This is a genomic window from Burkholderia sp. AU6039, from assembly GCF_002223365.1.
GTDB lineage: Bacteria > Pseudomonadota > Gammaproteobacteria > Burkholderiales > Burkholderiaceae > Burkholderia.
On the sequence record NZ_NKFK01000008.1, the window covers coordinates 1 to 23,931 of the forward strand.

22 protein-coding genes and 2 rRNA genes are annotated in these 23,931 nt (G+C 64.1%); 14 read left to right on the top strand and 10 right to left on the bottom strand.

Annotated elements, in window-relative coordinates; genetic code table 11:
• Positions 1-106 (top strand): 23S ribosomal RNA (locus tag CFB39_RS35740); the annotation flags it as partial.
• A gap of 130 nt (positions 107-236) precedes the next feature.
• Positions 237-349 (top strand): 5S ribosomal RNA (gene rrf / locus CFB39_RS35745).
• A 137-nt stretch (positions 350-486) separates the two neighbouring features.
• Here rrf and CFB39_RS35750 read toward each other — a convergent pair.
• The 4 genes from CFB39_RS35750 to CFB39_RS35765 form a co-directional block, all read right to left on the bottom strand.
• Positions 487-1,203 (bottom strand): O-methyltransferase, encoded by a 717-nt coding sequence (locus CFB39_RS35750; RefSeq protein WP_089476816.1) that lies wholly within the window; start codon positions 1,201-1,203, stop codon positions 487-489.
• 106 nt (positions 1,204-1,309) lie between these two features.
• Positions 1,310-1,612: a 4Fe-4S dicluster domain-containing protein gene (locus CFB39_RS35755; protein WP_373452763.1), complete on the bottom strand. Its 303-nt coding sequence runs from the start codon at positions 1,610-1,612 to the stop codon at positions 1,310-1,312.
• Positions 1,609-1,917 (bottom strand): hypothetical protein, encoded by a 309-nt coding sequence (locus CFB39_RS35760; RefSeq protein ID WP_089429233.1) that lies wholly within the window; start codon positions 1,915-1,917, stop codon positions 1,609-1,611. Before CFB39_RS35760 ends, CFB39_RS35755 begins: the two co-directional genes overlap by 4 nt.
• A 12-nt stretch (positions 1,918-1,929) precedes the next feature.
• Positions 1,930-2,514 (bottom strand): RNA polymerase sigma factor, encoded by a 585-nt coding sequence (locus CFB39_RS35765; RefSeq protein ID WP_089429234.1) that lies wholly within the window; start codon positions 2,512-2,514, stop codon positions 1,930-1,932.
• 535 nt (positions 2,515-3,049) lie between these two features.
• Between CFB39_RS35765 and CFB39_RS35770 the strand changes: the two genes are divergently transcribed.
• Complete coding sequence (locus CFB39_RS35770) at positions 3,050-4,879, top strand: methyl-accepting chemotaxis protein (RefSeq protein ID WP_089476554.1); 1,830 nt, start codon at positions 3,050-3,052, stop codon at positions 4,877-4,879.
• Between the two features lie 49 nt (positions 4,880-4,928).
• Here the strand turns inward: CFB39_RS35770 and CFB39_RS35775 are convergent, their stop codons facing one another.
• The 4 genes from CFB39_RS35775 to CFB39_RS39885 all read right to left on the bottom strand — a co-directional run bounded on the left by CFB39_RS35775 (position 4,929) and on the right by CFB39_RS39885 (position 6,858).
• Positions 4,929-5,393: a GNAT family N-acetyltransferase gene (locus CFB39_RS35775; RefSeq protein ID WP_089476555.1), complete on the bottom strand. Its 465-nt coding sequence runs from the start codon at positions 5,391-5,393 to the stop codon at positions 4,929-4,931.
• A 109-nt stretch (positions 5,394-5,502) separates the two neighbouring features.
• Positions 5,503-5,874, bottom strand: a complete 372-nt coding sequence (locus CFB39_RS35780) for a nuclear transport factor 2 family protein (protein WP_089476556.1) — start codon at positions 5,872-5,874, stop codon at positions 5,503-5,505.
• 92 nt (positions 5,875-5,966) lie between these two features.
• Positions 5,967-6,566 carry a hypothetical protein gene (locus CFB39_RS35785; protein WP_089476557.1) on the bottom strand — a complete coding sequence of 200 codons (600 nt, stop codon included), beginning with the start codon at positions 6,564-6,566 and terminating at the stop codon, positions 5,967-5,969.
• A gap of 100 nt (positions 6,567-6,666) precedes the next feature.
• Positions 6,667-6,858 carry a hypothetical protein gene (locus CFB39_RS39885; RefSeq protein WP_143329950.1) on the bottom strand — a complete coding sequence of 64 codons (192 nt, stop codon included), beginning with the start codon at positions 6,856-6,858 and terminating at the stop codon, positions 6,667-6,669.
• Positions 6,859-6,950: 92 nt separating this feature from the next.
• Between CFB39_RS39885 and CFB39_RS35790 the strand changes: the two genes are divergently transcribed.
• The 3 genes from CFB39_RS35790 to CFB39_RS35800 all read left to right on the top strand — a co-directional run bounded on the left by CFB39_RS35790 (position 6,951) and on the right by CFB39_RS35800 (position 11,616).
• Complete coding sequence (locus tag CFB39_RS35790) at positions 6,951-8,456, top strand: aldehyde dehydrogenase (RefSeq protein ID WP_089476558.1); 1,506 nt, start codon at positions 6,951-6,953, stop codon at positions 8,454-8,456.
• Between the two features lie 81 nt (positions 8,457-8,537).
• Positions 8,538-9,929 (top strand): aspartate aminotransferase family protein, encoded by a 1,392-nt coding sequence (locus CFB39_RS35795; protein ID WP_089476559.1) that lies wholly within the window; start codon positions 8,538-8,540, stop codon positions 9,927-9,929.
• Between the two features lie 301 nt (positions 9,930-10,230).
• On the top strand, positions 10,231-11,616 hold the full coding sequence (locus CFB39_RS35800; RefSeq protein WP_089476560.1) for a cytosine permease: 1,386 nt from the start codon (positions 10,231-10,233) through the stop codon (positions 11,614-11,616).
• Between the two features lie 48 nt (positions 11,617-11,664).
• On the opposite strand, the gene CFB39_RS35805 is transcribed toward CFB39_RS35800, so the two are convergent.
• Entirely contained in the window at positions 11,665-12,684 is a 1,020-nt protein-coding gene (locus CFB39_RS35805; protein WP_089476561.1) for an AraC family transcriptional regulator, read from the bottom strand.
• Between the two features lie 144 nt (positions 12,685-12,828).
• Here CFB39_RS35805 and CFB39_RS35815 point away from each other — a divergent pair, with 144 nt between their 5' ends.
• The 3 genes from CFB39_RS35815 to CFB39_RS35825 are packed head-to-tail and all read left to right on the top strand — an operon-like array spanning position 12,829 to position 16,495.
• Positions 12,829-14,496: an acyl-CoA synthetase gene (locus CFB39_RS35815; RefSeq protein ID WP_089476562.1), complete on the top strand. Its 1,668-nt coding sequence runs from the start codon at positions 12,829-12,831 to the stop codon at positions 14,494-14,496.
• A gap of 22 nt (positions 14,497-14,518) precedes the next feature.
• A complete protein-coding gene (locus CFB39_RS35820; protein WP_089434060.1) occupies positions 14,519-15,286 on the top strand; it encodes a 3-hydroxyacyl-CoA dehydrogenase in 768 nt (255 codons plus the stop codon).
• A gap of 18 nt (positions 15,287-15,304) precedes the next feature.
• Positions 15,305-16,495 (top strand): acetyl-CoA C-acyltransferase, encoded by a 1,191-nt coding sequence (locus tag CFB39_RS35825; RefSeq protein ID WP_089476563.1) that lies wholly within the window; start codon positions 15,305-15,307, stop codon positions 16,493-16,495.
• A 132-nt stretch (positions 16,496-16,627) separates the two neighbouring features.
• On the opposite strand, the gene CFB39_RS35830 is transcribed toward CFB39_RS35825, so the two are convergent.
• Complete coding sequence (locus CFB39_RS35830) at positions 16,628-17,281, bottom strand: response regulator transcription factor (RefSeq protein ID WP_089476564.1); 654 nt, start codon at positions 17,279-17,281, stop codon at positions 16,628-16,630.
• Positions 17,282-17,574: 293 nt separating this feature from the next.
• On the opposite strand from CFB39_RS35830, the gene CFB39_RS35835 reads away from it, so the two are divergent.
• The 5 genes from CFB39_RS35835 to CFB39_RS35855 all read left to right on the top strand — a co-directional run bounded on the left by CFB39_RS35835 (position 17,575) and on the right by CFB39_RS35855 (position 23,923).
• Positions 17,575-18,207 (top strand): DUF1120 domain-containing protein, encoded by a 633-nt coding sequence (locus CFB39_RS35835; RefSeq protein ID WP_089476565.1) that lies wholly within the window; start codon positions 17,575-17,577, stop codon positions 18,205-18,207.
• Between the two features lie 290 nt (positions 18,208-18,497).
• Positions 18,498-19,190 (top strand): DUF1120 domain-containing protein, encoded by a 693-nt coding sequence (locus CFB39_RS35840; protein ID WP_089476566.1) that lies wholly within the window; start codon positions 18,498-18,500, stop codon positions 19,188-19,190.
• A gap of 211 nt (positions 19,191-19,401) precedes the next feature.
• Positions 19,402-20,043 (top strand): DUF1120 domain-containing protein, encoded by a 642-nt coding sequence (locus CFB39_RS35845; RefSeq protein WP_089476567.1) that lies wholly within the window; start codon positions 19,402-19,404, stop codon positions 20,041-20,043.
• Between the two features lie 521 nt (positions 20,044-20,564).
• On the top strand, positions 20,565-21,338 hold the full coding sequence (locus CFB39_RS35850; RefSeq protein WP_089476568.1) for a fimbria/pilus chaperone family protein: 774 nt from the start codon (positions 20,565-20,567) through the stop codon (positions 21,336-21,338).
• Positions 21,338-23,923: a fimbria/pilus outer membrane usher protein gene (locus CFB39_RS35855; protein ID WP_089476569.1), complete on the top strand. Its 2,586-nt coding sequence runs from the start codon at positions 21,338-21,340 to the stop codon at positions 23,921-23,923. The genes CFB39_RS35850 and CFB39_RS35855 overlap by 1 nt, the downstream gene beginning before the upstream one ends.
• Positions 23,924-23,931: the final 8 nt, after the last annotated feature.

Consider the following 23,931-nt stretch of genomic DNA (forward strand, 5'->3'; position numbering starts at 1 on the left):
GATCCCCTTGAAGGGTCGTTCGAGACCAGGACGTTGATAGGTCAGGTGTGTAAGCGCAGTAATGCGTTCAGCTAACTGATACTAATTGCCCGTAAGGCTTGATCCTATAACAAGTCTGTCTCGCGCTGAACACAGCGCGTCGGACTGGTTGATTCTCGTGTGTGATACACACAACTCAAGATTACTGCTTCTTCCCAGATTGGTCGCGTTGCGAAGCAACGTGACAACCCTCTTTGCCTGATGACCATAGCGAGTCGGTCCCACCCCTTCCCATCCCGAACAGGACCGTGAAACGACTCTACGCCGATGATAGTGCGGATTCCCGTGTGAAAGTAGGTAATCGTCAGGCTCCCTAAGCCGAAAACCCCCGCCCGAAAGGCGGGGGTTTTTGCATTTGGGCGACGGAAATGCACAAGGAATCGGAACGGGCGGTGGTGCTCTTTAGCCCGAGATCCCATGGAAGAAACGCTTCGACGGCATCGCCACTCAAGAAACGACGACCGTGAATTCAACCCCCGATTCAAAGTCCAGGGTCGTGGTCGAAAACCGCGGGTCGTTGTCGAGGTAGTGCTTGTACGGTCGAACGGCGTCCTCGGCTGTGTACATGTTGTCGGCCAGTACGACCGATCCCGGGCGCAGCAGGCGCTCGATCTGCTTGAAGAGTCTCAGATAGGCGTCGGCCCATACGTCGATAAACACCATGTCGAACGTACCGTCCAGTTCGGCGACGGTCTCGAATACGTCGCCCTCCCGCATGTCGACATAGGCATCCAGCCCCGCCGTCCTGACGTGATCGCACAAGCGTGTGAACTTGAGCGCATCGCGTTCGGTCGCGACGACCACGCCACGGCCCAACGTGCGCAGCGCCTCGGCGAAATACAGCGTGGATACGCCGCATGAACTGCCGAGTTCAAGGATTCTGGCCGGTCGTTGCGAGAGCACCATGTTGCGCAAGAATCCGCCCGTTTCCGGCGACACGGCCAACGATAGCGGACTGCCTTCGGGGGAATCGAAGTCGTCGCTGGACAGCCCGAACGTTTCGAGAAACCGCCCCCGCAGACGGGGCGCGATCGCGTCATATTCCTCGGCTAACGACAGAAAATCCTCGTTCGATCCCTGGAACTGCGCACGGGCGCGGGCGACGATTTCGGTCCGGCTCTCTTCGTGGAGCCGCTGCAGAAGAGCGAGGGTGGGTGAAGCCATGTGCGTTTCCTTGAAGAGATTGATTCGGTCGACGCAGTATTCAGCGGCGGCATCTCTCATCAGAGATCCCGCGCTGTCGCTCGATATCGGCGATACACGGAGGTTGCTACACCGTACGGGCGAGCGTGATTGCGCGCTCGGGGCACGCCGTCACACATAGTCCGCATGACCGGCACGCGTGCGCATTCGGCGTATAGGCGACCTTCATTCCATGCACACGCTGCTTCAGGCGATGCATCAGATCAAGGCCGAGGTAATCGACTTTGTCGATGCGCCGGATCTCGAACACGTTCTCGGGACAAACGGCGACACAATCCCCTTTGCCTTCGCAACGTTTCAGATCGACGACCGGCGCAATCACACCCGGCTTCTGTTTGCAGCCGCCCGTTGATTTGTCGGGCATGTTCATTCTCCCGTGGGCCGGTTGCTGCCGGATCGCCACGCGGTCCGGAAATGCTCGCGTTCCTCGGGGGTCATGGATTCCCACTTGCGCCAGTGGCGTCGACCGCGCCAGCCGTGATGTCCGCGGAATCCGCCGAACAGGATGCGGCTCAACACGAGCAGACCCAGCGCATGGGCGAAGTCGATCGTACGGGCGCCGACGAATAGCGCCGGCATGACCCAGTTCCATAACATCATGACGACCCATCCGAGCACGCCTATCGCGATCAACACGAGAAGCGCCTTGCCTGCACATCTGATTCGGAAATTCATCTGTCGATTCCTCTAGGTGTTATCCAGTTCGTCATAAATGGGCTGCAGTCGGGCACGCAAATGCAAGACCGCATAGCGTTTGCGAGCGAGCAGCGTATTGAGCGCGACACCGCTCTGTGCGGCCATTTCCTTGAAAGACTGGCCCTCCAGCTCGTGTGCGATAAATACCTCCCGCTGATTCGTCGGCAACTCGTCGAGCGCATCCTGCAAGGCCTTGAGCACCAGCGTGCGCGCGTAGCGTGCTTCGGGGCCGGCATCATGCGCCGGTAGCGCGAGGTCCAGGCGATACTCACCGTTTGTGTCATCGTCGACCTCGGGCAGATCGGTCAGCGGCTGTTCCTTCTTCTTGCGAAAACGGTCAACGATGCGGTTGCGCGCGGCACGGAAAAGCCATGCACTCGCCTGCTCGATTGGCGCAGGAAGTCGATACGCCTGTACGAATTCGTGAAACACATCCTGCAGGATGTCCTCGGCGTCGTCCGGGTCGCGAATCCGACGCCGGATGAAATTCACTAGCCTCGATCGTTCACGCATCACTGTCGCTGTGATGTCGCGGTCTGGGTCGGTCATCGTGTGCGAAGTGGGTGGCGATTCCATGTGCCTGAAGACGTTTCAGGCGCGCGAATATTGTGGCGAGAGAAAAAAATCTGCTGCCGAACGCGTCGACATTGCGTAATACCCTTTACCGCCGGCCACGAGCCAAGTGGATACCAATCGTAGGCGACCCATCGAGCACGCGTGCCAGAAAGGAATGGATACCGCGTCTCGTCCTTTTGCTTCGATATGCTGAACCCGGTGCGCTCTCGCAGTTGCCCATGCGGAAGTCGACCGGATCGCGATGCAGATCCACCGTCAACCCTTCGGCGAACCGGAACATGGCAACCTTCAGCGTATCCGGACGAGCGTTGCCGGTTCTTCAAGGCTCCCTGCTACGCGCCCCGGTCAGCTCGCACGGTATCCGATCTTGTCGGATCGGCCCGTCCGTCTTCCGATCCACGGTTCCGCCGATCCGTTGCCCGCACTGGTCTGGCCAGTCAGGCCTTAAGTTCCCGCAGCCGCTGTCGTTAAACAGTACGTTGCCCGCTTTCGGCGACCCCATTCATATAACGCGGTAACGGAGATCGAAGTCATCATGTTGTCCTCGATTCGTGCACGGATACTCGCGACCTGCGTCGCCATCGTGGTAACGGCGCTGGCCGTGACAGGCGGCCTGGTCTATTACGTCGTCAAGCAACACAACGACGAGACAATCGACCAGAATCACAAGTCGATCCTCGCCGGGCACGCGCTGGCGATCAACGAATGGGTGGCCAGCCGAGGCCGGGAAACCCAGGCACTCGCGGACACGATCCCGATCGGCGAGGGCGACCCGCTGCCGGCGCTGAAGTTGCTTGGGAAGTCGGGCGGCTTCGAGGTGTTGACGCTCGGCCTGCCGGACAAGACCGCGTTCTCGAACGTGCCGCTCGCACCCGGCTACGACCCGACATCACGCCCGTGGTACAAGCAGGCCGTCAGCGCCGGCAGCCTGGTCGTGACGGCACTCTACCGTGATGCAACGACCGGCAAGCCGGCTGTCGCGTTCGCGGTACCCGTGGTGCGCGAAGGCACGGTGAAGGGGGTACTGGCCGCCAGCCTGTTCATGGAGAGCGTGAGCTCGATCGTGACCTCGGTACACCCGACACCCGCGAGCTTTGCATTTCTGGTGGACAAGAGCGGACGCGTGATTGCGTCGGCCAAGACCGACCTGATCATGAAGCCGGCAACCGGGCTTTCGCCGGCACTCGACGCCGACCACCTCGGCGCGCTGCAAACCGCGTCCGAGCCCGTCGCGGTCGACATCGACGGCGCCACCAAGCTGCTGCGGGCCCAGCCGATCGCCGGTACCGACTGGTCCCTCGTGCTCGCGCTCGACAAGGCCGACGTGACGGCCGGCATGCGCGCGGTCGCGACGACGACGCTGGCGGCGATCCTGATCGTGGCCGTGATCGCGGCCGCGCTCGTCGGTGCGATGACGAACGCGGCCTTCAAGCGCATCCTGCTGGTTCGCGACGCGCTGACGGATGTCTCGACCGGCAGCGGCGACCTGACGAAACGCCTGCCTGCCGACGGCGCGGACGAAGCCGCGCAGATCGCGCATGCGTTCAACCTGTTCGCCGAAAAGATCAGTACGATCCTGCTGCAGATTCGCGAGTTCAGCGAATCCGTCAACCTCGCGAGCGCCGAGATCGCGCAGGGCAACCAGGATCTGTCCGGCCGGACCGAGCATGCTGCATCGAGCTTGCAGGAAACCGCCGCCGCGCTCGAGGAAATCGCCGGCACGGCCCGCAACTCGGCCGATGCCGCGAGCCAGGTGAGCCGTCTGGCGGAATCGGCGTCGGACGTCGCGGTGCGCGGCGGCACGGTCGTCAGCGAAGTCGTCTCGACGATGAACGAGATCACGCAGGCGTCGAGCGAGATCGCCAACATCGTCGGCGTGATCGACGGCATCGCGTTCCAGACCAACATTCTCGCGTTGAACGCTGCCGTCGAGGCCGCACGTGCGAACGAGCACGGCCGGGGCTTTGCGGTCGTCGCGGGCGAGGTGCGAGCGCTCGCGCAGCGCAGCGCGCAGGCCGCCAAGGAAATCAAGCAGTTGATTCACTCGTCGGTCGAGAAGATCGAGGGAGGCTCGGGACTCGTCCAGACGGCCGGCACGACGATGAACGAAATCGTCGAGGGCGTGCGCAGCATCACGAGCGTGATTGCGGAAATTACCGTGGCCGCCAAGGAGCAGAGCACGGGGATCGAGCAGGTGAATCAGGCGGTGTCGCATCTCGACAATGCGACGCAGCAGAACGCGGCGCTCGTCGAACAGTCGGCGGCGGCCGCGACGTTGCTGCGCGAGCAGGCCGCCAGGCTCGCGCAGACGGTCGGCGAGTTCAAGCTCGAGGACCGCCGCGCGATGACGTTGCAGTCAGCATGAGATGGGCGATACCGGGTGCGTCTGGCGGCGGTGCCGACGGACGTTGCAATCAGATCGTGATCCTCACGATCGGGAAGTACCTGCCCGGGACGACGCTCGATTCCTTTTCGCCGATTTGTTCAGCGCCGAGCGCCAGATAGAACGGAAGCGCATTGGGGTCCGCTTCGATCACGAAGCTTCTGATCCCCCTCGCGGCGCTTTCCCTGCGGACCTCTTCCCACAGTGCCCGGGCGACACCACGGCCCATGTGGTCGGGATGGACGAACAGCCATCCGGGCGTCGGGCGATCCGATTCCGATGACGCCCGGACCCAGAACCCGATGATTGCTTCGCCGGACTCCGCAACGTATCCGATCGACCCGTCGATCGTCTCCGGCGCAATCGTGAGATCGCTCTGCCACAAGTCGAGCCAGTCCTGCGGATAGCCCCAGTGTGCCTTCGAAATGCGAGCCAGCCGCGTGAGTGCGTCCGCGTCCGCGGTACGGGCAGCGCGTACGGTGAATGCTTGGTGCATCTCGTCTCCTGTGATGGTCGACACCTTCGTCGGGGTATCGCCCGGCTCGCATCGACTCAACGCCGGATTCGCCGCTGGCCGACTCGAAGGAAGGCCAGGCTCGGCGCGGCTACGCGACCTGCGACGCATGCCCGGCGACGACGCGCCAGCCGGCGGACGATCGGCGCCAGAGCCGAGTATAGGCAAACATGCCGTCGAACGCCGTGCCGTCGAAATGGCCGGCGAGTCTCGCCTTCGTCGTGGTCAGGATCATCTCGCCGATCGCGTATGCGTGTGTCTCCTGCACATCGAGCCTGTCGAGGCGCAGCAGCTTCGCGTGATGCGCGGCCAGGTCGTCCTCCTTCGAGATGACCTGGCCGGTCGGGACGGTGAACACCAGGTCGTCGTCCAGCAACGCATCGAGCGCTTCGACATCGCTGGCCAGCATCGCGGCACGAAGGGCGATTTCACTGGGTTCGATCGCTGTACGGATTGCATCCATGTCAGGGCCTCGCATCGTCTCTGAAGGTCTGTGGTTCAGCTCATACCGGCGAGCAACAGCAGCAACGAACATACCGCACCGACGAATACCGTCTACCGCGCGTTCGACAGCGATTGGCGCCGGACGAGCATCACCACGCAGATGCCGATCGACGCGACGACGTTGACGGCCGGATAGAACGCGACCGCGACGCTCCACGTGCTCAACGCCAGCAAGGCCAGCGCGTACTTGAGCACGCACAGCGCGAAATACGCGAGGCTCTCGCTCCACGGATCGCGGATCGTCTTGCGGACGGTCGGGCCGAGGCCGGCCAGCTCGATCAGCGTGACCAGGCAGATCGAGAGCGTCGGGTCGTCGGTCAGCATCCACAGCGGAATGGCCGACAGGGCCGCGACCAGGAAAAACCAGTCGATGCGGGTCCAGCCGCGTTCGCCCCGAAAGATGCTCGCCACCAGCGTCAGGAAGCAGGTAACGGCAATGGCTGCCGTGCACCACGCGGACGGCCCGGCACCCGCGACGAACTGGCCGGCCGCCGCGATCGCCGTGACGACCGACCACACGAGCCAGGTGAACAGATGCGGGCGAACCGTGCGCCGGTAGATGGCGAGCGCATACGGAATCGCCGCCAGCAAAGACACGGCCGTTCCGATCACGCCAAAGATCGAAGCGGCGCCCTGATCGACACTCGTCATCGATGCATCCTCGTTCGCGCAGGCCGACCAGTATGTGGTCGGACGGGCCGGGGCGCAATGTCGTACCGGCCAGATGTCGTCGCGGATGACACGTCGAATCTCATCGGAAAGCCGACGCGATCGCACGCAAACAAACGGCACCGGGATCGCGACGTGGCAGGAAAACCCACTGTACGACCGCGGAATGAATAGAAATAACCTCTTCAATGAGAAGAAAAACTGTTCTTTCAAATCTCTTTTTGACGACCGACAGTTTGCCAACCGGACGACTGCGGCGATGCGCGGCGGTCATGGGCATCGGTCGTGCCCGCTGGCGTCTTTCGTCGGGTCGAGTTCAGGCGCAGAACAACGCATAAACGCCTGGTCGTCAAAACGGAGTCTTGAATGAACCCAACTTCAGCAGAAACGCTTCAGCACGCGGACTGGAGACGCCTCGCGGCGCAAGTGGTCCCGAGAACCCTCGCGCATATCGGCGGGCGCGGCGTGCCGGCTCGAAACGGCCGGACGTTCGCCGCGATCAATCCGGCGACGGAGGCCGTCATCGCGGAAGTCGCGTCGTGCGATGCATCGGACGTCGACGACGCAGTGCGCGCCGCGCGTCACGCGTTCGAATCCGGCGTCTGGTCACGTTGCGCGCCGGCCGAGCGCAAGCGCGTGCTGTGCCGGCTGGGCGAGCTCATCGCAGCGCACGGCGTGGAGCTCGCGCTGCTCGACTCGCTCAACATGGGCAAGCGCGTGGCGGACGCGTTCAGCATCGACGTGCCGGCCGCGGGCGGCCTGTTCAGCTGGTACGGCGAAGCTGTCGACAAGCTGCACGGCGAAGTCGCGTCGACCGACCCCGGCAACCTCGCGATCGTCACGCGCGAACCGTTGGGCGTGGTCGGCGCCGTGGTGCCGTGGAATTTTCCGCTCGACATGGTCGCGTGGAAGGTCGCGCCCGCGCTGGCGGCGGGCAACAGTGTCGTGCTGAAGCCGGCGGAACAGTCGCCACTGTCGGCATTGCGTCTCGCGGAACTGGCGCTCGAGGCCGGCCTGCCGCCGGGCGTGCTGAACGTCGTGCCGGGCTACGGCGAAACCGCGGGGCGTGCGCTCGGGCTGCATCCCGACGTGGACGTGCTCGCCTTCACCGGATCGACGGCCGTCGGCAAGAAATTCCTCGAGTACGCCGCGCAGTCGAACATGAAGCAGGTGTGGCTCGAGTGTGGCGGCAAGAGCCCGAACCTGGTCTTCGACGATACGGACGATCTCGACCTGGCCGCACGCAAGGCGTGCTTCGGCATTTTCTTCAACCAGGGCGAGGTGTGTTCCGCCAATTCGCGGCTGCTGGTCCAGCGTTCGATTCACGATGCGTTCGTCGACCGGCTGATTGCGCATGCCGCCGCGTTCATGCCGGGCGATCCGCTCGATCCGGCGAGCGGGATGGGCGCCATCGTCGACGAGCAGCAGCATCGGCGCGTGCGCGAGTGGATCGCACGCGGCCGCGATAGCGCGACGCTCGCGATCGGCGGAGGCGCGCCGCGCGTCGACGGCAAGGGCTACTTCATCGAGCCGACGATCTTCATCGACGTGAAGCACGACGACGCCATCGCACGCGAGGAGATCTTCGGGCCGGTGCTGTCGGTGATGGCGTTCGACACCGAGGACGAGGCCGTCCGGCTCGCGAATGATTCGATCTATGGGCTGGCCGCGTCGCTCTGGACCGGCAGCCTGTCGCGTGCGCACCGTGTATCGGGGCGGCTGCATGCCGGCACGGTGTCCGTCAACACTGTCGATGCGCTGAGCGCGCAGACGCCGTTCGGCGGGTTCCGCCAGTCGGGCTTCGGCCGCGATCTTTCGCTGCATGCGATCGACAAGTACACGGGCCTCAAGACGACCTGGATCAGTTACTGATTCGACGCGGCGGCCCGCATGCGGTTGCGCCGCGCAACACGACAACGCTTTTCATCCACACAACGAACCGGAGACTCGCCCATGAATGCGCCCAACTTTCCGCATCGTACGACGCAGGACTATCAACGCAGCGACGCCGCCCACCACCTGCACGCATTCGTCGACCAGAAGGCGCTGAACGAGGAAGGCGCGCGCGTGATGGTGCGCGGCGAAGGTATCCATCTATGGGATAACGACGGCAACCGCTACCTGGACGGCATGTCCGGGCTGTGGTGCACCAACGTCGGCTATGGGCGGCCGGAGCTGGTCGACGCCGCCGCGCGGCAGATGAAGGAACTGTCCTACTACAACATGTTTTTTCATACGACGCACCCGTCGGTGATCGAACTGTCGGAGCGGCTGTTCGCGCTGCTCGGCAATCGCTTCAGTCACGTGGTGTATACCAATTCGGGATCCGAATCGAACGAAGTGCTGATTCGCACCGTGCGGCGATTCTGGGACGTGATGGGCAAGCCGCAGAAGAAGGTGCTGATCGGCCGCGTGAACGGCTATCACGGGTCGACGGTGGGCAGCGCGTCGCTGGGCGGGATGGCGTTCATGCACGAAATGGGCGACCTGCCGATTCCGAACATCACGCACGTGGACGAACCGTACTGGTACGCGAACGGCGGCGACCTGAGCCCCGAGGCATTCGGCAAGCAGGCGGCGCTGTCGCTCGAGCGCAAGATCCTCGAGATCGGTGCGGACCGCGTGGCCGCGTTCGTCGCGGAGCCGTTCCAAGGGGCGGGCGGGATGATCTTTCCGCCGGACGGCTACTGGCAGGAAATCGAGCGTATCTGCCGTCAGTATGACGTGCTGCTGTGCGCGGACGAGGTGATCGGCGGCTTCGGCCGCACCGGCGAGTGGTTCGCGCATCGTCACTTCGGCTTCGAACCGGACCTGATCTGCATGGCCAAGGGCCTGACCTCGGGCTACGTGCCGATGGGCGGGCTGATCATGAGCCGGCGCATCGGCGAGGCGCTGGTCGACAAGGGGGGCGTCTACGCGCACGGGCTGACCTATTCGGGGCACCCGGTCGCGGCCGCCGTCGCACTGGCCAACCTCGACGTGCTCGAGCGCGAAGGCCTCGTCGAGCGGACCAAGACGGATACCGGGCCGTACCTGCAGAAGGCGCTGCGCGATGCGTTCGGCAATCATCCGCTCGTCGGCGAGATCCAGGGTGTGGGCGCGGTCGGCGCGATCCAGTTCGCGAAGAACAAGGCGACGCGCGAGCGCTTTGCGAACGAGGCCGACCTGACCTGGCATAGCCGGACGGTCGGGTTCGAACTCGGCGCGATCGTGCGTTCGACGAACGGCCGACTGATCGTTGCGCCGCCGCTGGTGATCGATCACGCGCAAATCGATGAACTGGTCGACACGATGCGCAAGGCCGTGGATGCCACTGCGCGCGAAGTGCTCGGGATTGACTGCTGACGGATTGAGCGACGCGCTTGGGCCCGATGAGCGTCGGGCGCAAGTGCGCCAAACGACAGGATCCGGTTCGGCGACGAGCCAATTGCGTGCGGCCACCGGAGCGGCAATCTGACCGGGTGAAGACTGGGCGTCATGGGCGGTGGTCGCGATAAGTCGATGTGCTGCTGACTGCGTGTTGATAAGGAATGCAAATGGTATGGCCGGCGTGTTGAAGCACGCACGTTTTTGAGCCGCCCACGTATTCCCAGTCACCCTTCAGCCCCCGAATCCACGAACATCACAACAGAAACAAGGAGACGAAATGAGTCAGGGCGAGTCCGTTGCTCATCTCGAGGAAAGCACCATCCAGCCGATTCCGCTGACCGAGCGGCACGGCAGCGCGAAGGATCTGTTCACGATCTGGTTCGGGTCGAACATCATGATGCTGACGATCGTCACCGGATCGCTCGCGACCACGGTGTTCAAGCAGCCGTTCTGGTGGGCGGCGCTCGCCACGCTCGTCGGCAGCCTGATCGGCGCGGTGTTCATGGCGCTGCATTCGGCGCAGGGGCCGCAGCTCGGCGTGCCGCAGATGATCCAGACCCGCGGGCAGTTCGGGTCGTTCGGCGCGCTGCTCGTGGTCGGGCTGGTGGTCGTGATGTATGTGGGCTTCTTCGCGTCGAACTGCGTGTTCGGCGGGCAGGCGCTGCACAGCCTGAACGCCGGCATTCCGCTCGACGCGGGCGTGGTGGTGATCGGCCTGATCAGCCTGCTCGGATCGATCTACGGCTACAAGCTGATCCACGCGTATGCGCGGCTGTTGAGCTGGTGCTCGGGCAGTGTGCTCGTGCTGGCGTTCGTGTGGATCATCTTCGTGCACGGACTGCCTGCCGATACGTTCTCGAAGCATTCGCTGAACCTGTCGGGCTTCCTGGGCGCGATGTCGGTCGCCGCGCTGTGGCAGATTGCCTATGCGCCTTACGTATCGGACTATTCGCGCTACCTGCCGCCCGATACCGGGCCGCGCACGGCGTTCTGGTCGAGTTACTGGGGCTGCGTGCTCGGCTCGTTCTTCCCGATGCTGCTCGGTTGCCTGGTGGGGCTCGCGACGCCCGACGGCAATGTCGTGAGCGGCCTCACGGGCCTCACACAAGGGATCAGCGTGCTCGTGATCGTCGTGCTGTCGTTCGGCATCGCGGCCAGCAATGCGATGGAACTGTATTGCGGCGCGCTGTCGGCCATCACCGTGCTGCAGACGCTCTTTCCATCGTGGTCGGGCAAGGCGCGGGCGCGGGCGATCACCGCGATCGTCCTGTGCGGCATCGCGCTCGCGATCGCGCTGTTCGGGCAGGACAATTTCCTCGCCGGCTACACGAACTTCATCCTGCTGCTGCTGTACGTGCTCGTGCCGTGGACCGCGATCAACCTCGTCGACTATTACCTCGTGTGTCACGGCGAGTACGACGTCGATTCGTTCTTCCGGCAGGACGGCGGCATCTACGGGCGCTTCAATACGATCGCCGTCGGCTCGTATCTCATCGGCATCGTCGCGCAGGCGCCGTTCATGGCGACCGATCTCTATACGGGCGAACTGGCGAGCCGGCTCGGCGGCGCGGACGTGTCGTGGATCGTCGGTTTGTCGCTGACGTCGCTCGTCTACTACGCGGGATGCAAGCTGTTCTCGCGGCCGCTGCAACGCGTCGCGTGAGCGTTTCCGGGTCGGCCGGGCATGCAGTGTCGACGGCTACGTGCCGCATCATCCGCTCGCCACGCCCGGCTCTCTCTCCGCCGCATGGACGTCCCGCCGGAACGCACCCGGGCTCGTGCCCGTCCATTTGCGGAATGCGCGATGAAACGCGCTCGGCTCGGTGAACCCGAGCTCGGCCGCGATCTCCGCGACGCCGAGCGCATGCCCGCGCAGCAGCGACTGGGCCAGCGCGCCGCGCAGCTCGTCCTTGATTGCCGCGAAGCTTTGCCCTTCGCTGCGCAGACGCCGCCGCAGCGTCGCGGGCGTCGTGCCGAGGCGCACGGCCAGCGTATCGAAGTCGGGCCACTCCGCGGCCGGTAACGCCTTCAACTGCGCGCGCGTCTTCGCGACCCAGCCCGTATCGTGCCGGTAGCGGACGAGCAGGTTGCCGGGCGCGCCGCGCAGGAAGGTCTTCAGCGCCTGCTCGGAGCGGATCGTCGGCAGCGCGAGGTATGCGGCGTTGAACGCGAGCCGGCTGTCGGGCCGGTCGAAATGCACGGGCACGCCGAAAAACTGGTGATAGTCGCTGCGCTGGCCGGGGCTCGGGCACGCGAAGTCGATGCGCTGCAGCGGGATGCGCCGGCCGATCAGCCAGCACGCGACGCCAAGGAGGATCAGCCAGAACGTCCGGTACGCGAACGCCGGGTAGGGCGCGCCCGTCTGCGTCAGCACGATCTGCGCCTGCCCATCGGCCACGATGAGCTCGCCATGCGGCTCGTCCAGCACCACGCGCAGGAACTGCAGCGCGCGCCGCAGCGCCTTGTCGAGCGTGCCGGCGTGCAGCACCGCATGGCACAGCAGCGTGAAGCTGCCGCGCCGCATCGGGCGCGCGGCGAGCCCGAAGAATTCGTCGTCGAGCGCACCGGCGATCGCGAGCCACAGCCTGCCGTACTGCTGCGGCGTGACGGGCTCGCGCACGGCGGCCGGCAGGCCGGCGGCGCGCAGCACGGCCTCCGTCGGAAGGCCTTGCCGGCGCAGGCACGCGAGCGCGTCGTCGACGAAATCCGGCGAAATCATCTGCGGCCCCATTTTCCTGCATCCTCCCGACATGGCAAAAGCGATCACGATTCTAGATTCGGTTTGTCATTGATTGCAATGTACGGGCTGTCTACTATCGAACTATCCCCGTCGCGCCCCTGGCTCGCCGGCGGCCATAACACACAGGAGACACGCATGTCTGATGGAGCTACCGCCCGCGCGGTGCCGGCCTACGCCGACGCCGTGGCCCGGTTCAGTATCGAGACCGCCGCGCAGCAACTGCACGGCGACCTGGAGCGCGGCCTGAACGCGTGCGTGGAATGCTGCGACCGCCACGCATCGGCGGACGCGATCGCGCTCGACTGGATCGACGCCGGCGGGCAGCACCATCGCTACACGTTTGCGCAGATGAAGGCGCTGTCGGCACGCGTCGCGAACCTGCTGGTCGCGCAGGGCGTGAAGCCGGGCGACGTGGTGGCGGGCCTGTTGCCGCGCACGCCGGAACTCGTCGCGACGATCCTCGGCACGTGGCGCGCGGGCGCCGTCTACCAGCCGCTGTTCACCGCATTCGGCCCGAAAGCGATCGAGCACCGGTTGCGCATGAGTGACGCACGCCTCGTCGTGACCAACGTCGCGAATCGCGCGAAGCTCGACGAGATCGCCGGTTGCCCGGCCGTTGCGACGGTGCGCGAGCCGGGCGAGACGCTGCCGGAAAGCGACATCGATTTCCGCGCGGCGCTCGATGCGCAGTCGGACGCGTTCGAGCCGGTGCTGCGCACGGGCACGGACCTGTTCATGATGATGTCGACGTCGGGTACGACGGGGTTGCCGAAAGGCGTGCCGGTGCCGCTGCGCGCGCTGCTCGCATTCGGCGCATACATGCGCGACGCGGTGGACCTGCGTGCCGGCGACCGATTCTGGAACATCGCCGATCCGGGCTGGGCGTACGGCCTCTATTACGCGATCACGGGCCCGCTGTTGCTCGGCCACGCGACGACACTCTACGAAGGCGGTTTCACGGTCGACAGCACGTACGACGTGATCGAACGCCTCGGGATCACGAGCCTCGCCGGCTCGCCGACGGCCTACCGGATGCTGATGGCGGCCGGCACGGAGGCGGCGGCGCGGCTGAAGGGCAAGCTGCGCGTGGTCAGCAGCGCGGGCGAACCGTTGAATCCGGAAGTCGTGCGCTGGTTCGACGCGGCGCTCGGCGCGCCGATCTACGATCACTACGGCCAGACCGAACTCGGGATGGTCGTGAACAACCACCACGGCCTCGCGCATGTGGTCCACGCCGGGTCGGCCGGCTTTGCGATGCCCGGCTACCGCGTCGCGGTGCTCGACGACGCGAGCCGCGAGCTCGGCCCCGGCGAGCCGGGCAACCTCGCGATCGACATCGCGCGCTCGCCGCTGCTGTGGTTCCACGGCTACTGGCAGCAGGACACGCCGGCGATCGCGGGCGGCTATTACCGGACCGGCGACAACGTCGAGCTGGAGCCGGACGGCACCGTGAGCTTCATCGGCCGCGCGGACGACGTGATCACGTCGTCCGGCTACCGGATCGGCCCGTTCGACGTGGAAAGCGCGCTGATCGAGCATCCGGCCGTGAGCGAGGCCGCCGTCATCGGCGTGCCTGATGCGGAGCGCACGGAGATCGTCAAGGCGTTCGTCGTGCTGTCGAAAGACTACGACGGCACGCCGGCGCTGGCCGAGGAACTGAGCCTGCACGTGAAGCGGCGGCTGTCCGCTCACGCCTATCCGCGCGCGATCGACTTCGTCGACGCGCTGCCTAAAACCCCGAGCGGCAAGATCCAGCGCTTCGTGTTGCGCAAGATGGAAGCCGAGAAGGCCGCTCAACCCTGAACACAACCTGTACGGACTGCGAATGGATATCAAGGATCGCGTTTTTCTGATCACGGGCGCCGGTTCCGGCCTCGGCGCCGCGGTGGCGCGCATGGTGGTCGCGGAAGGCGGCAAGGCCGTGCTGCTGGACGTCAACGAAGAAGCCGGCGCGGGCCTCGCGCACGAGCTTGGCGCGGCTGCGCGCTTCGTGAAGACGGACGTGACGAGCGAAGCCGACGGGCAGGCGGCCGTCGCCGCCGCGCGTGACGCGTTCGGCCGCATCGACGCGCTCGTCAACTGCGCGGGCGTCGCGCCGGGCGAGAAGGTGGTGGGCCGCGAGGGCCCGCATTCGCTCGACCGCTTCGCACGCGCGGTGTCGATCAATCTGGTCGGCACGTTCAACATGATCCGCCTGGCCGCCGACGCGATGTCGAAGCAGGAGCCCAATGCGGAAGGCGAGCGCGGCGTGATCGTCAACACCGCGTCGGTCGCGGCGTTCGACGGGCAGATCGGGCAGGCCGCGTATGCGGCGTCGAAGAGCGGTGTGGTGGGCATGACGCTGCCGATCGCGCGCGAGCTCGCGCGTTTCGGCATTCGCGTCGTGACGGTCGCGCCGGGCATCTTCGCGACGCCGATGATGGCCGGCATGCCGCAGGACGTGCAGGATGCGCTTGGCAAGAGCGTGCCGTTCCCGCCGCGGCTCGGCCGCCCGGAAGAATTTGCGGCGCTGGTGCGCCACATCGCCGAGAACACGATGCTGAACGGCGAAGTCATCCGTCTCGATGGCGCGTTGCGCATGGCACCGCGCTGACACTGGAGGAAACGAATCATGACGACTCAGGATCCGATCGTAATCGTGGGTATGGCGCGTACGCCGATGGGCGGTTTTCAGGGCGACCTGGCGGCTGCCAGCGCGAGCGACCTCGGCGCGGTAGCGATTCGCGCGGCGCTCGAGCGCGCGAACGTGCCGGCCGAGCGCATCGATGAAATCGTGTTCGGCTGCGTGCTGCCGGCGGGCCAGGGCCAGGCGCCGGCGCGGCAGGCCGCGCTGAAGGCCGGGCTGCCGCTCGCGGCGGGCGCGACCACGGTCAACAAGATGTGCGGCTCGGGGATGAAGGCCGCGATGTTCGCGCACGACCTGCTGCTGGCGGGCTCGGCAGGCGTGGCCGTCGCGGGCGGGATGGAGAGCATGACGAATGCGCCGTACCTGCTGCCGAAGGCACGCGCGGGGATGCGCATGGGTCACGGGCAGGTGCTCGATCACATGTTCCTCGACGGGCTCGAGGACGCATACGAGAAGGGCCGCCTGATGGGCACGTTCGCCGAGGATTGCGCGCAGGCGTACCAGTTCACGCGCGAGGCGCAGGATGCGTTCGCGATCGCATCGCTGACGCGCGCGCAACGGGCGATCGCCGACGGGCACTTCGTGTCGGAAATCGCGCCGGTGACCGTGAAGGCCGGCAAGACCGAAACGGTCGTGTCGATCGACGAACAGCCGGGCAAGGCGAAGCTCGACAAGATCCCGACGCTGAAGTCGGCGTTCCGCGACGGCGGCACGGTGACGGCCGCGAATGCGTCGTCGATCTCGGACGGCGCGGCCGCGCTCGTGATGATGCGCCGCTCGGAAGCCGAGCGCCTCGGCCTCACGCCGAAGGCCGTGATCGTCGGGCATTCGACCTACGCGGACAAGCCGGGCCTGTTTGCGACCGCGCCGATCGGCGCGCTGCGCAAGCTGTCGGAAAAGACCAGCTGGAACCTGCGCGACGTCGACCTGTTCGAGATCAACGAAGCATTCGCGGTGGTGCCGATGGCCGCGATGCGCGATCTCGACCTGCCGCACGAGAAGGTCAACGTGCACGGCGGCGCGTGCGCGCTGGGGCATCCGATCGGTGCATCGGGCGCGCGCGTGATGGTGACGCTGCTGGCCGCGCTCGAAACGTACGGGTTGAAGCGCGGCGTCGCGTCGCTGTGCATCGGCGGCGGCGAGGCGACGGCGATCGCGATCGAGCGCATCGCGTAACGTATCAAGCGTAGTTCGCACGCTGCGACGCGGGCGACGGGTATCGTGCGGGATTCTCTCGTGCGCTGCTCGTCGCCCGTTTTGTTTTTGGAGGCCTCGTATGGGCCTGTTGATCAATCGATACGAAACCCGCTAGGATGTGACCAAACCGTTTCGTTGTGCGATCTTTACGAGTTCCACCATATTCGAAGTGTGGAGCTTGCTCATGAGACGTACCTTATAGGTACTCACCGTTTTGTGACTGAGCATGAGGGTACGTCCGATTTCCTGGTTGTTCATTCCTTTAACCAGTAGGCCGAGGACCATCATTTCGCGGTCGGTGAGGCCATCGAGTCCTGCGGTCGCGCCGGTGCCTTCACTCGTCGCGACCTCCTGCAAGTTTTCGCGGAGCATGTTGGTGACCACCTGCGGGAAATACGAATAGCCGGCGAGCAAGGCCTTCACGGCCTTGGATATTTCATCCAGCCCGTCGTCCTTGCAAACGAAGCCTGACGCGCCGGCTTGCAGGCAACGCATTGCATAGTTGCGCGTGTCACCGGACGTGAGCACCAGGATGCCGGCGTTCAGTTCGGTGCCGCGCAGGCGCTCCATGACCGAGAAGCCGTCCAGATCGGGAATGACCAGATCCAGGACAACCAGATCGGGCTTGAGCGTCCGGACAGCCTGGACGCCGTCCACCCCCGTGCGGCATTCCGCGACGACTTCATGGCCGTCCTGCTCCAGGACCATTCGCACCGCCATTCGAATCAGCGGGTGGTCGTCCACGATCACAATACGACGATTCACTGTCCCCTCTGCGCAATTGATCTCTATTGGCCAAACACACCATCCATAACCTGGTGGCCCCTCTGGCGAATGTTTGTTTGGATGATATTGCCGCTAACCATACTTGAACGCAGATTGATCGCGAATGGGCTGAGTGGCTGGTCAGATATTTCTCGGTGAAAAACAGACTCTTCCGAATGGCCTGTCCCGGGGCGTGGGCGGTAAATTTGTTCACGCGATGGCGCCACGGTTTTTCCGGAGTCAGCACATTTGGCGGACCATCATTTTTCGGCTCATATTGATCGGAGTAAGACATGAAGAAGAAACTCGCGGGATTGGGACTCGTTGCTGGTGTATTGGCCGTTGCCGGTCATGCGCAGGCGGAAACCTCCGCGGAGATCAAGATCACCGGCAAGATCTTGCCCGATGCGTGCAATCTCACGATCGGCAACGGTGGTGTCTATGATTTCGGCTCCATCGCGTCGGCAAATCTTTACCAGGATAAGACGACGCAACTCCCGGGCAAGCTTCAGACCGTGTCCATCTCCTGCAATGCGGCCGCCAAGGTTGCGTTGAACGTGCGGGACAATCGGTCCGGCACGGCCGCCGGCGGCGCGGGCGACGACACCGAATTCGGCCTGGGCAACGGCAAGGTTGGCTACTACACGCTGAGTCTGGGCGGTGCCACGGGTGACAACAGCGGTGTGGATATCGTGGCCGCTCCGGCTGGATCCGACGCGTGGGCTTCCGATGCGGCGGGGCTGATGACGAAAGGCAGCGCGCGCAAATCGTTTGCGAAACCTGGCGACGTGACGCCCGGCGCATACAAGACCGTCACGGCCAATCTGACCGTGATCCCGACGATCAACAAACTGTCGGAACTGGATCTATCCGGCGGCAGTGTCGATCTGGATGGCTCGGCGACTATCGAAATGGCCTATCTGTAAACAGGTGAGATCCGGACTGGATCAGGATGTCGGACGGCTGCAACGGCTGACGTTCGAGTCGCCTCTCTCGAGCGCCTGCGTTAGCGCGGAGGCCTGAGTGACGAGATACCGGTCCGTATTGCTGCCGTTGGTGGGGGCTGGAATTGGCGTAGCGGCTGTCGACGCATGGGCTCCGGATGCCGCGTGTCTGCCAGCGCTCGGGCGATCGTGCCTTCGAGAGACGCACGTGGGAATGAGGTGAATCGAACCGTCGGCACGACGCACCTAGCGGAAAATGATTCGCAATCCGAATGACAATGCTGGACGCGGACGACCATGCCATTCCAAACGAAAGGGATATTCAGATGAGCTTGAAGCAGTGGTGTGTACGTTCCGTGCTCGCCTGCACTTTGTCGAGCACGGGCGCGGCATCGGCGGACGATCTTAAATTCAACGGCCAGGTCGACCTGAGTCTCAACGGTCAAATCAGATCGGTCGGCGCGTGCAACTTGACGCTGGAAAACGGCGGCGTCGTCGATATCGGCAATCTGTCGAAAGACGATTTTCCCAAGGATTCGTACTTTACGCTTGAACGCAGCATGTCGTTTCAGGTGGGCTGTCCGCGCCCGACCAAGGTCGGATTCGTGCTGATCGACAACGTCGGTGCAGGCGATCAGCACGATCAATCATTTAGTCTGAGCAATCCGAAAATTGGTTCGTACTACATGGGGTTAAGTACCGGTGACTACCGCGTGGTCGACGGAAAAAGAGCGCAATCGCTTCTCCACTCCTATGGCAACACGTGGGAGAGCGCTTCTTGGGGGGGATGGCATGTGATCCGCGGGCGTACCTATTCATGGGGTGTTGGAGGATCGGATCCGGCGGCGGGCACGTGGATGCAAGACATGTTGCGGATCTCGGTCTCTTTCAAGCCTCAAGACATTCCGTTCACCGACGAGATGGAGATCGCCGGTTCCGCGACCCTCGAACTTGTATACCTGTAGCGACCGCTCATTTCGTGGCTGACTCCGCTTGTCGGTCCACTGTGTTCGAGGGAAGTTCTTCAAACCCTGACGGTGGCGCGGGTTTGGAAATAACAGGCACCGGGTGGTCAATGTATCCGCGTGGTGGAGCGATGGTTTGTCCGATATCGGCACGTGTGATGCTTGACTCGGGCCTTCATTTTTTTGGTTCGTTTTCTATTGGAATAAGGCGATGAAGAAGAAACTCGCAGGACTGGGGCTGGTTGTCGGTTCATTGGTCGCTGCCGGTCATGCGCAGGCGGACACGTCGACGGAGATCAAGGTCGCCGGCAAGATCGTGCCCGATGGTGCGTGCAATCTCACGATCAGCAACGGCGGCGTCTATGATTTTGGCGTCATCGCGTCGGAAAATCTTCACCAGAACAAGACGACACAATTCGTTCCCAAGTCGCAGACTGTCGCCGTGACCTGCAATGCAGCCACCAAGGTCGCGTTGAGCGTGCGGGACAACCGCGCGGGTACGGCCGCCGGCGGCACGGGAGAAGACTTCGAGTTCGGCCTGGGCAAGGGGAAGGTCGGCTACTACACACTGACCGCTTTCAGCGCCATGAGCGACGGCGGTGACGCCAAGCTGGATGTCCTGGCGGCTCCGGCTGGATCCAACGCGTGGGCTTACGACGAGGCGAGGCTGATGACGAAAGGTAGCGCGCGCAAAGCGTTTGCGGATCCAGGCAGCTTGACGCCGGGCGCATACAAGTCCATCGCAATCTATTTAGCGGCGACCCTGACGATCAACAAATTGTCGGACTTGGATCTTTCCAGTGGCAATGTCGATCTGGATGGTTCGGCGACCCTCGATCTGACCTATCTGTAAAAAGGCGCGGTCGGAGCGGGCCCGGACGGCTGACGTTCGGCCTGTCGTTTCCCGAACGCTCATTTTCGGCAGGCAGATCAATGACGGGAATGAGCCCAGCAACCGGCCAAGGTCGGATTCGACGTGACCGACAATCGCGCCGGTACGCAACTGCCTTGGCCTTATAAACGGGGAAGGGGATCCGGACCCGATGAGATCGCTTGGGCGACCGTCCCTATTCGTGGAAAGGCCGTGCTGGCGGGCAGGGGAGCGAGCCCGTGGCGCTCAAGACACCGACGAGCCCGTTTTCCGCCATCGTTCATTTCGAAGCCGGCATCGTTGTTCACGGATGATCTCGTGACCGAGGGTCTCGCCACGCTGGAACCCCGCTACCTGTAACGTCGCCCTCTCGAATAGCGCGCTTGGCGGTAACCGCCACATCGCCGCAGCGGCCTCTTCCGCTGCTCTCGTTGAATTTCCTCAAAACTCGGACGTGACAGTCATTCTCGTCCTTAAAATCCATTTAAGTTGGATTGCTAATCATGTGCAGCCGTGTCGTGTGTCTATCGTCTCATCTTCAGTTTTTCTCGTCGTGCCGGCATGCATTGGCGAAGGCCATTCTGACGGCTGGATTGCCGATATGCCTGAGCGTTCCGGCCGTTGCGCAAGCCTCGGGCGTCCTGCCGGAGTCTTCCGTGGTGATCCTGAACGAAGCGGACGGCGAAGCCACGATGAATGTGAAGAATACAGAGTCGATTCCGCTGCTGCTGCATGCATCCATACAGAACACGCCGGAAGATCAAGCGTTGCTGGTCGTGGCGGTGCCGCCGGTGAGCCGGGTGGAAGGCCAGGATACGCAACTGGTGCGATTCCTGCTGCAGAGCCCGGCGCCGCTCCAGGTGCAACGGCTCAAACGCGTGACGTTCGAGGGCATTCCACCCAAGGGCCCCGACGGCAAGGCGCGCATCAGCATGACGATTCGCCAGAACCTGCCGTTGATCATCCATCCCGCCACGCTCGCGAAGCATGCCTCCCCCTGGACGCTGCTGCAGTGGTCGGTCGCGGACGGCAAGCTGCGCGTGCGCAACGACAGCCCGTATGTGGTGCGTCTGGGGCAAGGCGTGCAACTTCTGCCGGAAAAGACCGCCGTGGATCTGGGCAAGACCTATGTGCTACCCGAAAGCACCGTGGAAGTCTCGCTGCCGAAGGGGGCCGGTGCGCGGGCAACCGGCGTCAAACTGTCGCCGGCGACGATCTACGGCTACGAAGTCGACAGCTACGAGGCCCCGCTCGTCAATCTCACGACGCAACAGTAATGCGGCTCGATCGCGCCGCGCGCCGGGTACGGCCCCAACGCGAATCGAACGCGTACCGCAATGGGACGGCCGCATCGCTGTTGATGTTGCTGGCGAGTGCCTACCCGTCGCGGGCGCACGCGCAGACAGCCACGCCGCCTGACACGGCATCCGCCGTCCAAGCGACGACCGCGCAAACCACGTTCGATCCGGCGTCCGTCGATGCAGCCTTCAACTTCGATACGAGCATCCTGCAGCAGCGCGGGCTCGATCCACAGATCGCCGACTATTTCCGCACCATGCCGCGGTATCGGCCTGGCCGCAGCCGCGTTGTCGTCTACGTCAACGACATTCGGCGAGGGCGGATCAATACGTGGTTCGACGAGAACGGCGCGCTGTGCTTCGATCGCGCGTTTCTGGATGCGGCCGGAATGGTTGTGCCCGATGCGAAGTACGCGATACCCGGCGATTCGGAACCCGACACGTGCTACGACTTCGCGCGGGCATTCCCCGGCACGGATGTGGCGCTCAAGCCGGGGCGGGAAGAAGTGCGGCTCGTCGTACCGACCACGGCGCTTCGTCAGGCGTTGGCGGATTTCTCCGGTTACAGCCGGGGCGGCAACGCGGCGCTGCTGAACTACGAGCTGATGACCCTGCGCAGCGAGGCGAGCGGCATGCCGGGCTCGAACTTCCTGTCGCTCAACACCGAAATCGGCGTGAACGCCGGCGACTGGATCCTGCGCAGCCGCGCCTATTCTCAACGTCAGGACAATTCAGGATTCCAGAGTCGCCACCTCTACGCATACGGCCAGCGAACCTGGCTGCGATGGGGCGCCACGTTGCAGGCCGGACAGATCAATATCGCCAACTCCGTGCTGACCGGCGCGCCGTTGACCGGCATCCAGGTGTTTCCCGATGCCGCGCTGAGCAAGCAGGAGCGCAACATCGTCATGGTCGAAGGCGTCGCGCAATCGCAAGCGCGCGTCGAGGTGCGCCAGGCGGGCGGGTTGATCTATACCACGGTCGTGCCGGTCGGCCCCTTCTCGCTTACGGACTTGCCGCTGCTCAACGACAGCAACGACCTGGAGGTGACCGTCATCGAGTCCGATGGTGCGCGACGCAGCTTCGTCGTGCCCGCTGCGTCGATCGGCGCGGGGGCGCTCGGGCAGCGGCCGGGCTACGCGTTCGCGCTGGGCAAGCGTCGCAATCTCGACGGCAACAAGGCCCGCAATCCGTGGGTGGCGAGCGCGAGCGGCAACTGGGCGCTTGGCAAGCGCGGTAATGTCGGCGTGGCAGCGCTGTTCGCGCCCGGATACCAGGCCGCCAGTTGGGGCGTGGATATGCGCGTGTCGCAGTCGAGCAGCGTCAAGTTGCAGCAGCGTATGTCGTTGCAGGCCACGAAGTCGGGCACGGAAATCGAGGTCTCGGGCATTTTCGGCGGGTTGCACGAGAACCTGAGCATGAGCTTCAGCAGTGCGTATCAGAGCAACGGCTATCGCACGCTGGACGATTTCACCGTCGATGTCGGCCGGACCGGGTTCGCTGCATCGCGTTACCGGAGCCGGCATACCGCGGCGCTGGCCTGGTCCGATGCCAGGCTGGGCGGTCTGACGTTCGGCTACGCATTCACGAATCAACAGAACGGGGAGCGTACGCAGCGGCTGAACCTTTCGTGGGGCAAGAGCTTCGCGTTCGGCACCGTGTCGCTTAACGTCGAGCGCGATCTCAGCCCGCGCCGGGAGGACCGATATTACGGGAGCCGTGCATATGACAGGCCCGGCAACACCTATTACGCGTCGTTGAGCATCCCGTTCGGCAAGCGCAGTGTCCGCACCTATGCAAGCAATGCGAGCGGCTATACGCGTTTCGGCGCCAGCTACAGCGAGCGGATCGGCGATAACCTGAATTACTCGGTCAACGTGGATCGCAACACGCGCGACCGGAGCAACGCGGTGGCAGGTCAAATGGCGGCGACGCCGCGCATTGCCCAGGTCAACCTGGGTTTCTCCGATACCGGCAAGCGCGCCCGTTCGTATTACGCCGGGGCCTCGGGCGGCGTGGTGCTGCACGCGAACGGGGTGACGCTCTCTCCCTATCCCGTGCAGGACACGTTCGGCATCGTGTCGGCGTCGGGCGTATCGAACGTGAAGATCAATACGCCGCAGGGGCCGGTGTGGACCGACCTCTGGGGGCGTGCGGTGGTGCCCCGGCTCTCTGCATACAGCAGCAATCGCGTGGAGGTGATGACCCATACCTTGCCGCGCAACGTCGATATCGGCAACGGTACCCGGCAGGTCGATCCGGGGCGCGGATCGGTGAACCGGATCGACTTCGAACTTGCCCGCGTGCGCCGGGTGCTGCTCAATGCGCGCGACGCCGACGGCAATCCGCTGCCCGCCGGCGCCTATGTGCTGGATGGCCGCCAGCGATATGTCGGCATGGTGCTAGAGCAGGGGCAGGTGTTTCTGAACAACGGCGCCGGCGACGAGGTGTTGCAGGTGGCGTTGCCGGACGGCAGGCAGTGCCGGTTGCAATATGCATTGCCCGAGCCCTCGGGTTCCGGTGCGCTGTTCGAAAGCGCCGATGCCCGATGCATTCTTCAATGAGCCCCTGG

What these genes read in the sequence shown, in the direction of transcription:
- CFB39_RS35795 (WP_089476559.1), top strand. Translation starts at nt 8,538, where the DNA reads ATGAATGCGCCCAACTTTCCGCATCGTACGACGCAGGACTATCAACGC.
- CFB39_RS35785 (WP_089476557.1), bottom strand. Translation starts at nt 6,566, where the DNA reads ATGACGAGTGTCGATCAGGGCGCCGCTTCGATCTTTGGCGTGATCGGA.
- CFB39_RS35755 (WP_373452763.1), bottom strand. Translation starts at nt 1,612, where the DNA reads ATGAACATGCCCGACAAATCAACGGGCGGCTGCAAACAGAAGCCGGGT.
- CFB39_RS35775 (WP_089476555.1), bottom strand. Translation starts at nt 5,393, where the DNA reads ATGCACCAAGCATTCACCGTACGCGCTGCCCGTACCGCGGACGCGGAC.
- CFB39_RS35825 (WP_089476563.1), top strand. Translation starts at nt 15,305, where the DNA reads ATGACGACTCAGGATCCGATCGTAATCGTGGGTATGGCGCGTACGCCG.
- CFB39_RS35780 (WP_089476556.1), bottom strand. Translation starts at nt 5,874, where the DNA reads ATGGATGCAATCCGTACAGCGATCGAACCCAGTGAAATCGCCCTTCGT.
- CFB39_RS35760 (WP_089429233.1), bottom strand. Translation starts at nt 1,917, where the DNA reads ATGAATTTCCGAATCAGATGTGCAGGCAAGGCGCTTCTCGTGTTGATC.
- CFB39_RS35805 (WP_089476561.1), bottom strand. Translation starts at nt 12,684, where the DNA reads ATGGGGCCGCAGATGATTTCGCCGGATTTCGTCGACGACGCGCTCGCG.
- CFB39_RS35855 (WP_089476569.1), top strand. Translation starts at nt 21,338, where the DNA reads ATGCGGCTCGATCGCGCCGCGCGCCGGGTACGGCCCCAACGCGAATCG.
- CFB39_RS35770 (WP_089476554.1), top strand. Translation starts at nt 3,050, where the DNA reads ATGTTGTCCTCGATTCGTGCACGGATACTCGCGACCTGCGTCGCCATC.
- CFB39_RS35815 (WP_089476562.1), top strand. Translation starts at nt 12,829, where the DNA reads ATGTCTGATGGAGCTACCGCCCGCGCGGTGCCGGCCTACGCCGACGCC.
- CFB39_RS35840 (WP_089476566.1), top strand. Translation starts at nt 18,498, where the DNA reads ATGACAATGCTGGACGCGGACGACCATGCCATTCCAAACGAAAGGGAT.
- CFB39_RS35820 (WP_089434060.1), top strand. Translation starts at nt 14,519, where the DNA reads ATGGATATCAAGGATCGCGTTTTTCTGATCACGGGCGCCGGTTCCGGC.
- CFB39_RS35800 (WP_089476560.1), top strand. Translation starts at nt 10,231, where the DNA reads ATGAGTCAGGGCGAGTCCGTTGCTCATCTCGAGGAAAGCACCATCCAG.
- CFB39_RS39885 (WP_143329950.1), bottom strand. Translation starts at nt 6,858, where the DNA reads ATGACCGCCGCGCATCGCCGCAGTCGTCCGGTTGGCAAACTGTCGGTC.
- CFB39_RS35850 (WP_089476568.1), top strand. Translation starts at nt 20,565, where the DNA reads ATGTGCAGCCGTGTCGTGTGTCTATCGTCTCATCTTCAGTTTTTCTCG.
- CFB39_RS35835 (WP_089476565.1), top strand. Translation starts at nt 17,575, where the DNA reads ATGAAGAAGAAACTCGCGGGATTGGGACTCGTTGCTGGTGTATTGGCC.
- CFB39_RS35845 (WP_089476567.1), top strand. Translation starts at nt 19,402, where the DNA reads ATGAAGAAGAAACTCGCAGGACTGGGGCTGGTTGTCGGTTCATTGGTC.
- CFB39_RS35790 (WP_089476558.1), top strand. Translation starts at nt 6,951, where the DNA reads ATGAACCCAACTTCAGCAGAAACGCTTCAGCACGCGGACTGGAGACGC.
- CFB39_RS35750 (WP_089476816.1), bottom strand. Translation starts at nt 1,203, where the DNA reads ATGGCTTCACCCACCCTCGCTCTTCTGCAGCGGCTCCACGAAGAGAGC.
- CFB39_RS35765 (WP_089429234.1), bottom strand. Translation starts at nt 2,514, where the DNA reads ATGGAATCGCCACCCACTTCGCACACGATGACCGACCCAGACCGCGAC.